The organism is Micromonospora sp. NPDC049497 (assembly GCF_044465805.1).
In the GTDB taxonomy this organism is placed as follows: domain Bacteria; phylum Actinomycetota; class Actinomycetes; order Mycobacteriales; family Micromonosporaceae; genus Micromonospora.
Map to the genome: position 1 here is coordinate 183,752 of NZ_JBITMC010000010.1, position 15,066 is coordinate 198,817.

General features: G+C 73.0%; 14 protein-coding genes and 3 tRNA genes. 13 read left to right on the plus strand and 4 right to left on the minus strand.

Annotated features, from left to right (window positions below):
* Positions 1-43: 43 nt before the first annotated feature.
* The 7 genes from ACIBR0_RS16445 to arfB all read left to right on the plus strand — a co-directional run bounded on the left by ACIBR0_RS16445 (position 44) and on the right by arfB (position 5,591).
* A complete protein-coding gene (locus ACIBR0_RS16445; protein ID WP_396716357.1) occupies positions 44-580 on the plus strand; it encodes a hypothetical protein in 537 nt (178 codons plus the stop codon).
* A 175-nt stretch (positions 581-755) separates the two neighbouring features.
* Complete coding sequence (locus ACIBR0_RS16450) at positions 756-1,805, plus strand: AAA family ATPase (protein ID WP_396716359.1); 1,050 nt, start codon at positions 756-758, stop codon at positions 1,803-1,805.
* The gene (locus ACIBR0_RS16455) at positions 1,802-2,845 is read left to right on the plus strand and encodes a DUF58 domain-containing protein (protein WP_396716361.1); all 1,044 of its coding nucleotides are present in this window, start codon (positions 1,802-1,804) and stop codon (positions 2,843-2,845) included. Before ACIBR0_RS16450 ends, ACIBR0_RS16455 begins: the two co-directional genes overlap by 4 nt.
* On the plus strand, positions 2,842-3,801 hold the full coding sequence (locus ACIBR0_RS16460; protein ID WP_396716363.1) for a VWA domain-containing protein: 960 nt from the start codon (positions 2,842-2,844) through the stop codon (positions 3,799-3,801). The genes ACIBR0_RS16455 and ACIBR0_RS16460 overlap by 4 nt, the downstream gene beginning before the upstream one ends.
* Before the next feature lie 44 nt (positions 3,802-3,845).
* Positions 3,846-4,706, plus strand: a complete 861-nt coding sequence (locus ACIBR0_RS16465) for a S1C family serine protease (protein ID WP_396716365.1) — start codon at positions 3,846-3,848, stop codon at positions 4,704-4,706.
* Between the two features lie 109 nt (positions 4,707-4,815).
* Positions 4,816-5,115, plus strand: coding sequence for a hypothetical protein (locus tag ACIBR0_RS16470; RefSeq protein ID WP_396716367.1), 300 nt, complete (start codon positions 4,816-4,818; stop codon positions 5,113-5,115).
* A 50-nt stretch (positions 5,116-5,165) separates the two neighbouring features.
* The gene (gene arfB / locus ACIBR0_RS16475) at positions 5,166-5,591 is read left to right on the plus strand and encodes an alternative ribosome rescue aminoacyl-tRNA hydrolase ArfB (RefSeq protein ID WP_396716369.1); all 426 of its coding nucleotides are present in this window, start codon (positions 5,166-5,168) and stop codon (positions 5,589-5,591) included.
* A 7-nt stretch (positions 5,592-5,598) separates the two neighbouring features.
* Here arfB and ACIBR0_RS16480 read toward each other — a convergent pair whose 3' ends face one another.
* From ACIBR0_RS16480 to ACIBR0_RS16490, 3 genes are read right to left on the minus strand one after another with little or no spacing between them, the layout of a single operon-like run.
* The gene (locus ACIBR0_RS16480; protein WP_396716371.1) at positions 5,599-8,061 is read right to left on the minus strand and encodes a low temperature requirement protein A; all 2,463 of its coding nucleotides are present in this window, start codon (positions 8,059-8,061) and stop codon (positions 5,599-5,601) included.
* 57 nt (positions 8,062-8,118) lie between these two features.
* Positions 8,119-8,988: a 3-methyladenine DNA glycosylase gene (locus ACIBR0_RS16485; protein ID WP_396716373.1), complete on the minus strand. Its 870-nt coding sequence runs from the start codon at positions 8,986-8,988 to the stop codon at positions 8,119-8,121.
* A gap of 34 nt (positions 8,989-9,022) precedes the next feature.
* Entirely contained in the window at positions 9,023-10,321 is a 1,299-nt protein-coding gene (locus ACIBR0_RS16490; protein ID WP_396716375.1) for a hypothetical protein, read from the minus strand.
* A 186-nt stretch (positions 10,322-10,507) separates the two neighbouring features.
* Here ACIBR0_RS16490 and ACIBR0_RS16495 point away from each other — a divergent pair, with 186 nt between their 5' ends.
* The 4 genes from ACIBR0_RS16495 (at position 10,508) to ACIBR0_RS16510 (ending at position 11,993) form a co-directional block, all read left to right on the plus strand.
* Positions 10,508-11,311 carry a fumarylacetoacetate hydrolase family protein gene (locus ACIBR0_RS16495; protein ID WP_396716377.1) on the plus strand — a complete coding sequence of 268 codons (804 nt, stop codon included), beginning with the start codon at positions 10,508-10,510 and terminating at the stop codon, positions 11,309-11,311.
* A 107-nt stretch (positions 11,312-11,418) separates the two neighbouring features.
* Positions 11,419-11,490, plus strand: a tRNA-Gln gene (locus ACIBR0_RS16500).
* Between the two features lie 134 nt (positions 11,491-11,624).
* Positions 11,625-11,697, plus strand: a tRNA-Glu gene (locus ACIBR0_RS16505).
* 223 nt (positions 11,698-11,920) lie between these two features.
* Positions 11,921-11,993 (plus strand) — tRNA-Glu (locus ACIBR0_RS16510).
* A gap of 153 nt (positions 11,994-12,146) precedes the next feature.
* On the opposite strand, the gene ACIBR0_RS16515 is transcribed toward ACIBR0_RS16510, so the two are convergent.
* Complete coding sequence (locus tag ACIBR0_RS16515; protein ID WP_357038117.1) at positions 12,147-12,833, minus strand: IclR family transcriptional regulator; 687 nt, start codon at positions 12,831-12,833, stop codon at positions 12,147-12,149.
* Between the two features lie 49 nt (positions 12,834-12,882).
* Here ACIBR0_RS16515 and leuC point away from each other — a divergent pair, with 49 nt between their 5' ends.
* A complete protein-coding gene (gene leuC / locus ACIBR0_RS16520; RefSeq protein WP_396716379.1) occupies positions 12,883-14,328 on the plus strand; it encodes a 3-isopropylmalate dehydratase large subunit in 1,446 nt (481 codons plus the stop codon).
* Positions 14,329-14,343: 15 nt separating this feature from the next.
* Positions 14,344-14,931, plus strand: a complete 588-nt coding sequence (leuD, locus tag ACIBR0_RS16525; protein WP_357038111.1) for a 3-isopropylmalate dehydratase small subunit — start codon at positions 14,344-14,346, stop codon at positions 14,929-14,931.
* The last annotated feature ends 135 nt before the right edge of the window (positions 14,932-15,066 follow it).

The window sequence follows — 15,066 nt, forward strand, 5'->3', positions numbered from 1 at the left end:
AAGCGAAACGGTCAGCCCCGCACGCTCGCAAGGGAGACCTGTCATGGTGAACATTCTCAGACGCAAGGCAGCGGTGGTGACGCTCGCCGTCGCGGCGCTCAGCCTCGCCGGCGGCGGCGTCGCCATCGCCCAGCCGGCCGCGAAGGCCCCGGTCGAGGTCGCGCAGGGACCGGTCCGCCAGCCCCGCCCGGACGGGCAACCGCCGGTGACGGGCGAGTCGGCCCGCAAGGCCAGGGCCGCCGCCGGTGTCAGCACGCTCGCCACGGCCCCGGGCACCGTGTCCTTCGCCGTCGTCCGGGAGGACGGCACGCTGGCCCGGTCGTCGGGCGGCGTCACCTCCTTGCGGTTCTCGGTCGCCCTGTACGGCCCCGGCCAGTACCAGGTCTCCTTCCCGTACAACGTGTCCACCAAGGCGTTCGTGGCCACGATCGGCGACGCCGGTCCGGGCTACGTCCCGCCGGGCGGCGAGATCTCCGTCGCCCCGCGCACCGCGCCGCTGACCAACTCGGTCTTCGTGCAGACCCGCGACTCGGACGGCGACCCGGCGAACCGGCCCTTCCACCTGGTCATCGCCAACTGATCCGCACCGTCTCGACGGCGTCGGCCCGAGTGTGGGCCGACGCCGCCGGTCGTCCCACCCCCGTCGGTGCGGGCTGACGGGATCGTGAGTCCTCGTGCCGGTCTGGGCCCGTTCGGCCCGCGCCGGGCCGGTTAATCCGACGTTTGTCCGACCGCCGCCACGGGAAGCAAGCACCGTGACGGACATCTCGGACACCCTGGCCAGCGTGCCCAGCCCGGTCGATCCCGACGCGACCAGCGCCGAGCTGGAACAGACCCTCTTCGAGGTCAAACGCGTGATCGTGGGGCAGGATCGACTCGTCGAGCGCCTGCTGACCGCTCTCGTCGCCGAGGGGCACTGCCTCCTGGAGGGGGTTCCCGGCGTGGCGAAGACCCTCGCCGCGCACACCCTCGCCACCGTCGTCGGCGGCACCTTCTCCCGGATCCAGTTCACCCCCGACCTGGTCCCGTCGGACATCGTCGGCACCCGGATCTACCGGGCCTCGAAGGAGTCCTTCGACATCGAGCTGGGGCCGATCATGGCGAACCTGGTGCTCGCCGACGAGATCAACCGCGCCCCGGCCAAGGTGCAGTCCGCGCTGCTGGAGGCGATGGCGGAACGGCAGGTCTCCATCGGTGGGCGCAGCTGGGAGGTGCCCCGGCCCTTCCTGGTGCTGGCCACCCAGAACCCGATCGAGTCCGAGGGTGTCTACCAGTTGCCCGAGGCGCAACGCGACCGGTTCCTCATGAAGATCGTCGTCGACTATCCGAGTGACGCCGACGAACTCGCCATCCTCTACCGGATGAGCGCCGACCGGCCCACCCCGCGCGAGGTGCTCGACCCGCAGCGCCTGCTCGACCTGCAGGCCCGCGCCCGGCACGTCTTCGTGCACCACGCCCTCGCCGAGTACGTCGTCCGGTTGATCCTGGCCACCCGGGACCCCGGCCGGTTCGGGCTGCCCGAGATGGCCCGACTGCTCGCGTACGGTGCGAGCCCGCGGGCCACCCTCGGCCTGGTGGCCGCCGCCCGGGCGCAGGCGCTCCTACGGGGACGGCTGTACGTCCTGCCCGAGGACATCCGTGAACTCGCCGTGGACGTGCTCGCCCACCGTCTGGTGCTCTCGTTCGACGCGGTCGCCGACGGGGTGTCCGCCGAGTCGGTGGTCCGGCGGCTGGTCGACGCCGTACCACCGCCCCGCATCGCCACCGGCCACCCGGAACACGCGGCCGACCTGGCGGCGGCATGAGGTGGCGCGGAACCACCGTCCCGGCGCCGGCCGCCCCGAGCGTCGCCGGCCCGGGCCGCACCGACCCGGGCCTCACCGACCTCGCGTCGGACCAGCGACTGCGGCGGCTGGAGCTGACCGTGACCCGGCGGCTCGACGGTCTCCTGCACGGGCAGTACCGGGGTCTGCTGCCCGGACCGGGCAGCGAGATCGCCGGCAGCCGCGAGTACCGCCCGGGCGAGGACGAGGTGCGCCGGATGGACTGGGCGGTCACCGCGCGGACCACCGTGCCGCACATCCGTGAGGTCGACGCCGACCGGGAACTGACCACCTGGCTGCTGGTCGACGCCAGCCCGAGCATGGAGTACGGCACCGCTGACCTGGACAAGCGGGAGCTGGCCGTGGCCGCGGTGGCGGCGGTCGGCTTCCTCACCGCCGGGGTCGGCAACCGGCTCGGCGCGCAGGTGCTGACCCCGGAGGGGCTGCGCCGGTTCCCGCCGCGCAGCGGGCGTACGCACCTGCTCGGCCTGCTGCGCGCGCTGCTGAACGCCCCGCGCGTCGGCGGGTACGACGAGGACGCCGCGCCGCTCGCACCACCCGACCTGGTCGAGGCGCTGGCCGCCGTGCACCGGGTGGCCAACCGGCGCGGCCTGGTCGTGGTGGTCTCCGACTTCCTCGACGGCCTGCCCGACGACCCGGGGCAGGCGCCGCCGTGGGAACGCAGCCTGCGCCGGCTGGCGGTACGGCACCAGGTGCTGGCCGTCGAGGTCACCGATCCCCGCGAGCTGGAGCTGCCGGACGTCGGCCTGATCACGCTGGTCGACCCGGAGACCGGCCGGCGGCGCGAGGTGTGGACCGGCGACGCCGGCCTGCGCGAGCGGTACGCGGCCGCCGCGGCGGCCCAGCGCGACCAGGTGCGCCAGGCGTTGCGCCGGACCGGGGCGGCCCACCTGCCACTGCGGACGGACCGGGACTGGGGCGCCGACATCGTGCGGCACGTGCACGCCCAGCGCCGGCTGGCCGCGGCTCCGGCCGGCGCAGCCCGGGGAGGTGTCGCGTGAGCTGGCAGTCACCGGTCCGGCTGTGGCTGCTGCTCGGGGTGCTCGCCCTGGTGGTCGGCTACCTGCTGATGCAGCGCCGACGAAGCCGGTACGCGGTCCGCTTCACCAACCTGCGGCTGCTGGACCGCGTCGCCCCGCAGCGGCCGGCCTGGCGGCGGCACGTGCCGGCCGGACTGTTCCTGGCCATGCTGGCGCTGCTGGTGGTCGGGTTCGCCCGACCCACGGCCGAGGTGCGCGTACCCCGGGAACGGGCCACCGTGATGGTCGCGGTCGACGTCTCCACGTCGATGCTCGCGCGCGACGTCGAACCGGACCGGCTCACCTCCGCCAAGGACGCCGCCCGCCGGTTCGTCGACGGGCTGCCCGAGGAGTTCAACGTCGGTCTGGTCGCGTTCGCCGGTAGCGCGGCGGTGCTGGTGCCGCCGGGCACCGACCGGGAGGCCCTGCACGAGGGGATCGAGCGGCTGGTGGAGGGCGCCACCGGCGTCCAGGGCACCGCCATCGGCGAGGCCATCAACACGTCGCTCGGCGCGGTCAAGGGCTTTGACGGCCAGGCGGCCGAGAACCCCCCACCGGCCCGCGTGATCGTGCTCTCCGACGGCGCGAACACGTCCGGGATGGACCCGATGGAGGCCGCGGCGGACGCCGTCGAGATGAAGGTCCCGGTGCACACCATCTCCTTCGGCACCCCGTCGGGCTTCGTCGACCGGGGCGGCCGGCCGATCCAGGTTCCGGTGGACGGGCAGACCCTGCGGGCGGTGGCCGAGGAGACCGGCGGCCTGTTCCACGAGGCGAGCACCAGTGACGAGCTGCAGCAGGTCTACGAGGACATCGGCAGCTCGGTCGGGTACCGCACCATGCGGCAGGACGTGTCCGCCCGGTTCATCGGCCTCGGGCTGATGTTCGCCATGGGCGCGGCGTTCGGGTCGATGCGGTGGTTCTCCCGACTGCCCTGAGCCGTACGGCCATCGTCGAGCGGGAACACGTGAGGAGCGTACGCATGGCAGTGCAGACCGGGCTGGGCGAGCCGCACGGCCCCTGGTTCATCTCGCCCGAGCTGGATCCGGACGGGCGGTCGCGGTGGGACGGACCCGGATCGGACCGCGATCCGGGCGGACGACGGCCCGGCCGGCTGTTCGCCGTGCTGGCCGTGGTGGCGATCTCCGCGACCTCGGGTGCGCTGGCCGGCGGTGTGGTGGCCAGCCGGGACGGTACCCCCGGGCCGGCGGCGGCCTCGGCGGCCGCGGTGCCGGCGGAGCTCGTCACCGCCGCCGGGAAGACCGTGCCGGGCGTGGTGTCCGTGCTGGTCGGCAGCGGTGGGGGAGCCTCGGCGACCGGGTCGGGCTTCGCCGTCGACGACCAGCAGCACATCATCACCAACGACCACATCCTGGCCCGGGGGCGGGGCGGCCCGGTGACCGTGGAGCTGCCGGACGGGCGGCGGCTCGCCGCCGAGGTCGTCGGTCGGGAGCCGCGCAGCGACCTGGCGGTGCTCCGGGTGCCACCGTCGTCGGGACTCGCACCGCTGCCGCTGGCGAAGCCGGGTGCGACGCGGGTCGGCGAGCCGGTGCTGGCGGTCGGGTCCCCGCTCGGACTGCCCGGCACGGTCACCGCCGGGATCGTGAGCGCGCTGGACCGTCAGGTACGCCTCGGCGACAACCGGCACACCGCCGTGCAGACGGACGCATCGATCAACCCCGGCAACTCCGGCGGCCCGCTGGTGAACGCGCGCGGCGAGGTGGTCGGCGTCAACACCGCCATCGCCACCATCGACGGCAACGGCTCGATCGGCATCGGATTCGCCATTCCGATCGACCAGGTCCAGCAGACCGCCGACACGATCATCGGAAAGGGCGGCTGAGCGGCACACCGTCACCGTCCGGCCACGCCGGGAACGTGAAACTGTCGGGTTTCCGGCGTCCAGGGATCGGACCATGGAAATATTACGCTGAGTATGGATACTGGCGTGGGTGGAGCGTCCTGTCATCGCGGCCCTCCTGCTGATGGGCCTGATCATCGGAACCGGTGTGGGGTCGTCGTACGCCCGCGCACGACGTGGGTGGACCGACTACCAGACCGCCAAAAAGACCGTGCCCGGCGCCCGTCGCGCCGCGTGGCTGCTGATCAAGGTGGTCACCACGAAGATCGGGGTGATCGCGCTGCTGCTGGTCGGGGCGGTCGCGTACGCCGCGGCCGACTCGGACGAGCCGGCCGTGCACCCGTCACCGACCCCGTCGGTGTCCGTGACGACGACCCGGGTGGCCCGCTGACCGCACCCGGTGCGACGCCCGACGGGCGCCTCGGGCGCTAGCCTCGGGGTGTGGACGACGGACTGCGGGTGACCGACCGGTGGGTGGTTCCCGCCGCCGAGCTGCGCGAGCGTTTCTCCCGCTCGTCCGGCCCCGGCGGGCAGGGCGTCAACACCACCGACTCCCGGGTCGAGCTGAGCTTCGACCTCGGCACGTCGCCCGGCATCCCGGCGTCGCTGCGCGCCCGGGCCCTGGAGCGGCTCGCCGGACGGCTGGTCGACGGTGTGCTGACCGTGGCGGCCAGCGAGCACCGGGCCCAGTTGGCCAACCGGGAGGCCGCCCGGGAACGGATGGCCGCCCTGCTGCGCGAGGCGGTCGCCCCGCCACCGCCGCCGCGCCGTCCGACCCGTCCGTCCCGGGGCGCCAAGGAACGCCGGCTGGCCGAGAAGAAGCGCCAGGCGCAGCGCAAACGCGACCGTCGTGTCGACGGCGACTGACCCACGGTCACGCGCCTGACCCCGTACGGCGGGCGGGGTCGTCGCGCCGCACCTCGGCTCCGCCCGACGCCTCGACCGCGACCAGCAGCAGGACGGCCCCCACCAGCACGCCGAGCGCCGCCAGCGGGCCGATCGGAACGGTCAGCGGCATCAGCGCCGCCACCGCCGCGGCGGTGAGCAGCCGCTGCCGGCGCCATCCGCCCGTGGCCAGCCGCCAGAACACCTCGTCGGCGACCAGGTAGAGCAACACCCCGCCGAACAGCGCCAGGTGGGGCACCGCACCCAACGGAGGGGTGTCCACGAAGAGAGTCTGGGTGCCGAGGCCGCCCATCGTCTTGCGCAGGCCGAGGGAGACCAGCACGATGCCCGCGATCATCGGCAGGTGCAGGTAGGCGTACCCGTCCCGGGCCAGGGCGATCCGCGCCCGTCCCGTCCGGTCCGCCAGGGCACGCTCGCCCACGTCGGCGTCGCAACCGAAGTAGATCCACCACAGGGCACCCAGCAGGGCCGTGCCGAGGACGGCGGCGACGACGATCCGGCCCGACACCGGCGAGTAGACGACGGCCGCGCCGATGGCGATGACCGCCTCGCCGAGACCGATGATGACGATGAGGCTGAAGCGGTCCGACCAGTGCGGTGCCGACCAGATCCGCCAGCGGGCGACGTTGACCAGGCGGGCTCCGCCGAGGTCGACCGCGATCGCCACCAGCCAGAGGGCGACCCGCGCCGGCGAGAGCAGCCGGATGTCACCCACCGGCTCCGGTACCAGGGCGGCCGCGAGAAGCACGGCGAGCGCGAGCAGTGCGGGCCACGTCGTGGCGACGGCCTGCGCGCGCCGGTCCGGGTCCCGCTCCCGCCACGCCGTCACCCACAGGGCGGCGATCTGCGACAGCCGGAGGACCGCGTAGCAGGTGACGAAGACCAACGGCCCGTACAGCCCGCCGCGGGCGTCCGCCAGGGCCTGCGGCACGGCGATGCTGATTACCGCGGTCACGGCCACCACCACCACCATCACCCCCCGCACCACGGCGGCCTCCGACCGGACCGCGCAGGCCAGCCAGACGTACGCGCACCACGCCCACCAGAGGACGGTGAGCACCAGCAGGCCCCGCAGCAGGCCCGACCAGGTGGGGTCCTCCGCGAGCAGGGCGGACACCTGGAGGAACGCGAACACGAAGACCAGGTCGAGGAAGAGTTCCTTCGGTGTGACCCCGCCCCCCGCTTCCTCGGCCGGCCCGATCTCCTCGTGGAGGACCCGGTGGCGGTGCCGGAAGACGGTCGCGTCCGCCAGCGCCATCGTCCCGGTGGCGGCCACCAGCAGAACCAGTTGGCCGAGCACCGGCAGGCCGATCGCGAGGGGCAGCAGGCCCAGGGACAGGGCGATGCCGACCAGCGGTGAGCGGCCGATGATGCGCAGGGTGCGTACCTCGAAGGCGAACAGGCCGGTCAGGTAGAGCGCCACGCCGCCGTACAGCACCAGCGGCCCGAGCAGCGTCGGCTCGGACGGGACACGCAGTTGCGCGAGAGCCGTCTTCAGCCCGAGGGAGACCAGGATCAGCCCCGCCATCATCGGCAGGTGCAGGTAGCTGTAGGCGTCCCGCGCGAGCCGGGCCCGTCGCGCGCCGGAGATCCGCTCCAGCGCCTGCTCGGCGGCGTACCGGGCGATGTCGAAGTACGTCCACCACAGCGAGCCGACGAGCAGGACGCTGACCAGCACCCCGGCGATCACCGGCCAGGTCAGCGGCTGGGCGACGGCGGCCCCCTGGCTGAGGCCGATCGAGATGATCGTCTCACCGAAGCCGATCAGGATGATCAGGCTGTGCCGTTCTGCCCAGTACGGGATGGACCGCAGTCGCCAGGCGCCGGTGCCGATGACGAAGATCCCGCCGTAGTCGACGACGAGGGCGAGGACGACGAGACCGAAGCGGGTCATGTCCCGGACCATCCGGTCGTCGACCAGCCCCGGCAGGAGGGCGGAGGCGAGCAGCAGCAGCATCCCGGCGGCGGCCGGCCACCAGGCCCGCCGGAACTGCCGGAGCTTGGCGGGATCGTGGCGCAGCGCCAGCGTCGCGATGAGCAGCGGACCGCCGCGGGCCAGGACGTAGCCCACCGCGAAGACCAGTGGCCCAGGCAGCCCGCCCGGGCGGTCCACGAAGGCCTCCCGGACGGTCAGCGCCATCACGAAGAGCGTGGCGGCCAGGCCGAACGTCACCGCCGGCAGCGCGCCCCGGGTGAGCCTGACCGCGTTGCCCAGCCAGGCGTAGTGCATCCAGCACCACCACAGCAGCGCGAGCAGCAGCATGCCGCGCGGCACCCCGGCGAGGTTGAACTGCTCGGCGGTCACATTGGTGACGTTGAGGAACGCGTAGACGAAGACCAGGTCGACGAAGAGTTCCAGGCGACTCACACCGGCCGTCCGCTCGGCCAGGTGGATCCGGCCGAAGTGCGCCACCGGCCCGGTGTTCCTCACCGTCCAACTCTGTCAAGCGGCGCGGCCACGGCCGCCCGGTTCGCCGGAAACCGGCCCCTATGCCGGTACGGCCTCCAGCAGCCGGGCGCGCAGCACGGCGGCCCGCTCGGCGAAACCCCGCTGGGCGGTCGCGTACTCGGCCCGACCCTCCGGGGTCTCCACCCGCACCGGCGGGCACCCCAGCGCGGCCAGGTCGTACGGGCTGGCCCGCATGTCCAGGGTGCGGATCTCCCGGGCCAGCGCGAACGCGTCGGCGACCAACTCGCTGGGCACCAACGGGGACAGCTTGTACGCCCACTTGTAGAGATCCATGTTGGCGTGCAGGCAGCCCGGCTGCTCGTGGGCGTGCTGCGTCTCCCGGGTCGGGGTGAGCAGGTTCAGTGGCCGTGCGGGCGCGGTGAAGAAGCGGTACGCGTCGAAGTGGCTGCACCGGACGCCCCGCTCCTCGACGACCTCGGCGGTGCGCTCCGGCGTCAGGCGCAGCGGCCACGCGTTGTGGCGTACCTCGTCCTGGGTCTGCCGGTACACCATCGCCCACTCGTGCATCCCGAAACAGCCCAGGTGGGCGGGCCGGCCTGCGGTGGCGGTGAGCAGCGGCCGGATCCAGGTGATCGACTCGGCGCGCCGCGCGCGTACGCCCTCGGTGTCGAGGGTGACCCCGGCGGCGTCGGCGCGGTAGTCCCGACCGAACTCGGCCGGGTCCGCGTCGCGCAGCACCACCCCGGCCCCCGGATGCCAACGGCGCAGCTGGGCCGGGCGGTGCGAGTAGTAGGTGAAGAGGAAGTCCTCCACCGGGTGCTTCTCGCCCCGGCGTCGGCGGGCCAGGTGCGGCGTCAGCCAGGCGCCGACCCGCTCCTCGTGCGCCTGCCGCCGCTCCCGCCAGGTGGCGGCGTCGAGCAGGGTGGTGCAGGCGAGGGCGGCGGTCACCCGTCCAGGGTACGACCGCCGCCCGCCGCACCGGTCAGGGCACGTCCACCCGCACACCGGCGGAGAAGACCCCGCTGCGCAGTTCCAACTGCTGCGGCGGTTTCTCGCCGTACACCGTGAACACCAGCGGCAGCACCATCCGGCTGCCCGCCGCCATCGGCTCGGCGAACACGTCCCGGCCCTGGTTGGCGAACCGGGTGGCCTGTTCGTCGGTGCTGACGAAGTTCCCGTCCGGCAGGTACGCCCGCTGCAACCGGCCGTGCCAGGTCTGCCGCTCCGGTGAGACGTTGCGCACCCCGACGGTCGCCTCGCACCGCCGGGCGCTCCGCCCCGGCTGGCAGGCCATCCGGTAGACGGTGAACTCGAAGGCCGACTCGCGCAGCGGCTCGCCCACCGCGCCGGCCACGCCCCGGCCCACCCAGGCGCCGGCGGTGGGCTGGCTGTCGGTGTCGATGGCCGACACCCGCCGGGTGGCCGTCCAGGCGGCGGTGCCGGCCGTGCCGGTGAGTACCAGCACCACGGCCGGTACGAGCAGCCACGTCGAGGGCCGCCGCCGGCGCTGCATGACGTCCGGTGCCGCCGGCCTCGGGTAGACCGTGCCCGGTCCGTCGGCCAGCGCCGCCACCGTCGGCCGGCGTCGCCGCCGGACCAGCCAGATCCCACCCACGGCCACCGCGGCCGCCCCGCCGAGCCCGGCCAGCAGCGCCGTCGGGCGCCGCCAGACCGGTGTCTCCTCGGTCCGTTCCGTCGGTGCCGGCGCCGCGTTCCAGGTCGCCGTCGCGCAGTCGTACGGCCGGCTGCCGGCGATGTCGAAGGCGCACGCGGGCGCCGTCAGCGGCCGGTCCGGCGCGGCGGTCGTGAGGGTGGTCCCCAGCGTGGTGGTGCTCCGCGCGGGCAGCCGGAGCCGCCACGTCACCTCGGTCGATCCGGCGTTCCGGGTGGCCCGACCGCCGGCGGTGATCGCGGTGGCCGACGAACCGGGCGGCAGCTCCTGCCGGACGGTGGTCGACACCGGCGCGGACCCGTCGTTGCGCACCTGGATCCGGTAGCGCGGCGCGGGCGTGCTCTCCGGCGCGACCGCCACGGTGACCGGTGGTTTCGGCGGCGGCACCGCGAGCCGGGTCGGGGTGGGCAGCGCCGGTGGCGCCGACGGCCGGCCGGGCGCGGCCGACGGTGCCGCCGATGGCGCCGCCGTGGGTTGCGCTGCCGCCGGGCGTTGCTCCGCCGCCGCCGCGTGTGGGGCCACCGCCGGCAGTGCCGGAACGGCGGCGAGGATGCCGAGGCAGTGCACGAACACTGCGAGGGCCCTGTGGTGTCGTGTCGATGCAGGCATACGAACGAACCTCCGGAGCCGACGCTAGGGGCGCGGTCTGTTCGTGTGGGTGAGAAGGCGGGAAGTCCGCCCCGCCGGGCCGGATCCGACGTAGGCTGCGCCGCCGGTCGTCCCGTCCGCGGTGGCCCTGGTCGCGTCCGTCGTGGCCCGGGTGGGCCGGTTCGTCGTCGGGGCTAGTGTTGCCGGGTGCGTATCGCTCGTTTCGCTCATGCCAAGGGAATGTCGTTCGGGGTCGTCGAGGGCGAGGCGGAGGCCGGCCCGGCGGGGCTGACCATCGCCGAGATCGAGGGCCACCCGTTCGGGCAGATCCAGTTCTCCGGCGCCCGGTGGGCGCTCTCCGACGTCCGGCTGCTCTCGCCGATCCTGCCCAGCAAGGTGGTCTGCGTCGGCCGCAACTACGCCGAACACGCCGCCGAGCACGGCAGCGAGGTGCCGAAGGAGCCGCTGCTCTTCCTCAAGCCCTCCACCTCGGTCATCGGCCCCCGGGACGCCATCCGGCTGCCGATCTTCTCCAAGCAGGTGGAGCACGAGGCGGAGCTGGCCGTGGTGATCGGCGCTCCGGGCGCCCGCCGCGCCGACCGGGCCGCCGCCGAGCGGGCCATCTTCGGCTACACCTGCGCCAACGACGTCACCGCGCGAGACCTCCAGCGCACCGACGGCCAGTGGACCCGTGCCAAGGGCTTCGACTCGTTCTGCCCGATCGGGCCGTGGATCACCACCGGTCTGGACGTGACCGACCTCGAGATCCGCTGCGAGGTGGGCCGCAACCCGGAGGAGATGGAGGTCCGCCAGATCGGCCGGACGCGGGACATGGTCTTCGACGTGCCGGCCCTGGTGTCGTACGTCTCCCACGTGATGACGCTGCTTCCGGGCGACATCGTGCTGACCGGCACGCCGGCGGGGGTTAGCCCGGTCACGGAGGGGGATACGGTCACCGTCCGGATCGAGGGCATCGGGGAGCTGAGCAACCCGGTGGTCCCCGTCGCCTGATCCGGTCATCAACCCTGTTTTCGCAGCTCAGAGGCCGTTTCGGGGTATCGATTTGGCCTCCGGGCACGGGGAAGGTAAGGTTTGTACCCGGCACCGCAAGGGGCCGATGGGGTATGGGGTAATTGGCAGCCCGACTGATTCTGGTTCAGTTAGTCTAGGTTCGAGTCCTGGTACCCCAGCGCAATCGACGTTCGGAAGAACGTCGATCGCTGGATTCTGATGGAGTTCGGCACCCGCCTCGCCAAAGGCGGGCGACGGGTCTGGTAGAGTTCGGCGGCGCTGCTCGCGAGGGCGGTGCAGCAGGGAAGGTTCTGGCCCCGTCGTCTAGCGGCCCAGGACGCCGCCCTCTCAAGGCGGTAGCGCCGGTTCGAATCCGGTCGGGGCTACAGCAGCAGTGACAGCCCGTTCCACTCTTGTGGGACGGGCTTCGTCGTGTCCGGCCTTCGTGTCCGGCCTCCCCGGTCGGGCGGGCTTCCGTGGTCGTGCGGGCCTTCGTGGTCGGGTTCCGCCGGCGTGCGGAGCGGGCGGCCCCCGTCGTCGAGGGCGGGACCGGTGCCGCTAGACTACTGCCGCACCGTTCGTCAGGGCGGTGAAGCAGGAAAAGTGCCTGGCCCCGTCGTCTAGCGGCCCAGGACGCCGCCCTCTCAAGGCGGTAGCGCCGGTTCGAATCCGGTCGGGGCTACAGATCGCAACGGTCCGTCTCGCATCCGCGAGGCGGACCGTTTCATGTCCTGCGCGGCCGGTGATCGACTCGACGTCAGTGACATCGGGGTGTCCGGGCGACTGCGACACCCCGACGTCACTGACGTCGAGTCGATCTTGTCCCGTCGACGGGTTACAGGCCGGAGAGGCGTTGGCCGGCGCGGACGACGGCCATCGCGTGGCGTTCGCCGGGGCGGCGGCCGATGCGCTCGATGGGGCCGGAGATGCTGATGGCGGCGATCACACGGCCGGTGCGGTCGCGGATCGGCGCGGAGACGCTCGCCACACCCAACTCCCGCTCGGCGACGCTCTGCGCCCAGCCGCGACGGCGTACCTCGGCGAGGGTGCGACCGGTGAACTTCGACCGGGGCAGCAGCGGCATCACCGCCTCCGGGGGCTCCCAGGCGAGCAGGATCTGCGCCCCCGAACCGGCGGTCATCGGCAGCACCGAGCCGACCGGAACGGTGTCCCGCAGGCCGCTGGCCCGCTCGGCGGCGGCCACGCAGATGCGCTCGTCGGCGCGGCGCAGATAGAGCTGGGCGCTCTCGCCGGTGGCGTCCCGCAGCGCGGCGAGCAACGGCTCCGCCGCCGTCAGGAGCACGTCCGGCGCGGCGTTGGCCAGCTCACCCAGGCGTGGGCCGGGGCGCCAGCGGCCCTGGGTGTCCCGTACCAGCATCCGGTGGATTTCCAGAGCCTGCGCGAGCCGGTGCGCGGTGGCTCGGGGCAGCTTGGTTCGTTCAACGAGTTCGGCCAGGCTGGCGCCGTCGACACAGGCGGCCAGGATGACCACCGCCTTGTCGAGAACGCCGACACCGCTCATACTGTGTCCCACAAGCCGAAACTTACCTCCCAGAATTTAGGATGTCCAGATGGTGGGAGTCACTCCTGAGCCGAGGACCCTGGCCGAGAAGGTCTGGGACGCGCACGTCGTACGGTCCGTCGCGGGCGAGCCCGATCTGCTCTTCATCGACCTGCACCTGCTGCATGAGGTGACCAGCCCGCAGGCCTTCGACGGGCTGCGCCTCGCCGGTCGCCCCGTCCGCCGCTCCGACCTGACGATCGCGACGGAGGACCACAACACCCCGACCGGGTACGCGGACCCGTCGTTCCGCTCGCGCCGCGGCGATCTGCTCACCATCGCCGACCCGACCTCGCGTACGCAGATCGAGACCCTGCGCCGCAACTGCGCCGAGTTCGGCGTGAAGCTGCACCCGCTGGGCGACGAGAACCAGGGCATCGTGCACGTGATCGGCCCGCAGCTCGGCCTCACCCAGCCGGGCATGACGATCGTCTGCGGCGACTCGCACACCGCCACCCACGGCGCGTTCGGTGCGCTCGCCTTCGGCATCGGCACCAGCGAGGTGGAGCACGTGCTGGCCACCCAGACGCTGCCGCAGACGCGACCCAGGACGATGGCGGTGAACGTCACCGGCCAGCTCGGCCCCGGTGTCACCGCCAAGGACCTGGTGCTCGCCCTCATCGCACAGGTCGGCACCGGCGGCGGTCGCGGGCACATCGTCGAGTACCGGGGCGAGGCGATCCGGGCCCTCTCGATGGAGGGCCGGATGACGATCGCCAACATGTCCATCGAGTGGGGTGCCAAGGCGGGCATGATCGCGCCGGACGAGACCACCTTCGCGTACCTCAAGGGGCGGCCGAACGCCCCCACGGGCGCCGACTGGGACGCGGCGGTCGCCTGGTGGCGGACGCTGCCCACCGACGAGGGCGCGACGTTCGACGCGGAGGTCACCCTCGACGCGAGCCGGATCACGCCGTTCGTCACCTGGGGCACCAACCCGGGTCAGGGCGTGCCGCTGGGTGCGGCCGTGCCGGAGCCGGCGGAGTTCGTCACCGAGGCGGAGCGGACCGCCGCCCACCGCGCGCTGGAGTACATGGGCCTCACGCCCGGCACCCCACTGCGGGACCTCGCGGTCGACGTGGTCTTCGTCGGCTCCTGCACCAACGGTCGGCTGGAGGACCTGCGCGCGGCGGCCGACGTGCTGCGGGGCAACACGGTCGCCGACGGCGTACGGATGCTGGTGGTGCCCGGTTCCGCGGCCGTGCGCGAGGCCGCGGAGGCCGAGGGGCTGGACAAGGTCTTCACCGACGCCGGTGCCGAGTGGCGCTTCGCCGGCTGCTCGATGTGCCTGGGCATGAACCCGGACACGCTGTCCCCGGGCCAGCGCGCCGCCTCCACCTCCAACCGCAACTTCGAGGGTCGCCAGGGCCGGGGCGGACGCACCCACCTGGTCTCCCCGCCGGTCGCCGCGGCCACCGCCGTGGTCGGTCGCCTGGCCGCTCCCGCCGACCTGTAGAAGGGGAAACCGCTGATGGACAGGTTCACCACCCACACCGGCACCGCCGTGCCGCTGCGCCGTTCCAACGTGGACACCGATCAGATCATCCCCGCCGTGTACCTCAAGCGGGTGACACGGACCGGTTTCGCGGACGGCCTGTTCAACGCCTGGCGGGAGGACCCGGAATTCGTCCTGAACGATGCCGCGTATTCCGGTGCGTCGATTCTGGTGGCGGGTCCGGAGTTCGGCACCGGGTCGTCCCGCGAGCACGCAGTGTGGGCGCTGCGCGACTGGGGCTTCCGGGCCGTCATCTCGCCCCGCTTCGGTGACATCTTCCGGGGCAACGCCCTCAAAGAGGGTCTGCTCCCGGTCGAGTTGGAATTGAAAGCGGTCGAGGAGATCTGGCATCTCGTCGAGGCCGACCCGACCACGCCGGTCACCGTCGACCTGACCGCGCGGGAGGTCCGGGCCGGGAACGCCACCTGGTCTTTCCCCTTGGACGACTTCAGCCGCTGGCGTCTGATGGAGGGCCTGGACGACATTGGACTGACCCTCCGGCACGAGGCCGACATCACCGCCTTCGAGGCGTCCCGCCCCTCGTTCCTGCCGTCGGTCGCATAGCCGTACGCCCCATCGCACAGCGGATTTCGCCCCCGCCGGTCCTGCCGGTGGGGGCGAATCCGTTGCGACACAAGGGCTTTTTTCCTGCGAATGTTTGTGTCCCGGCAGCACAGGGCATACCGTGCGCGCAGAATG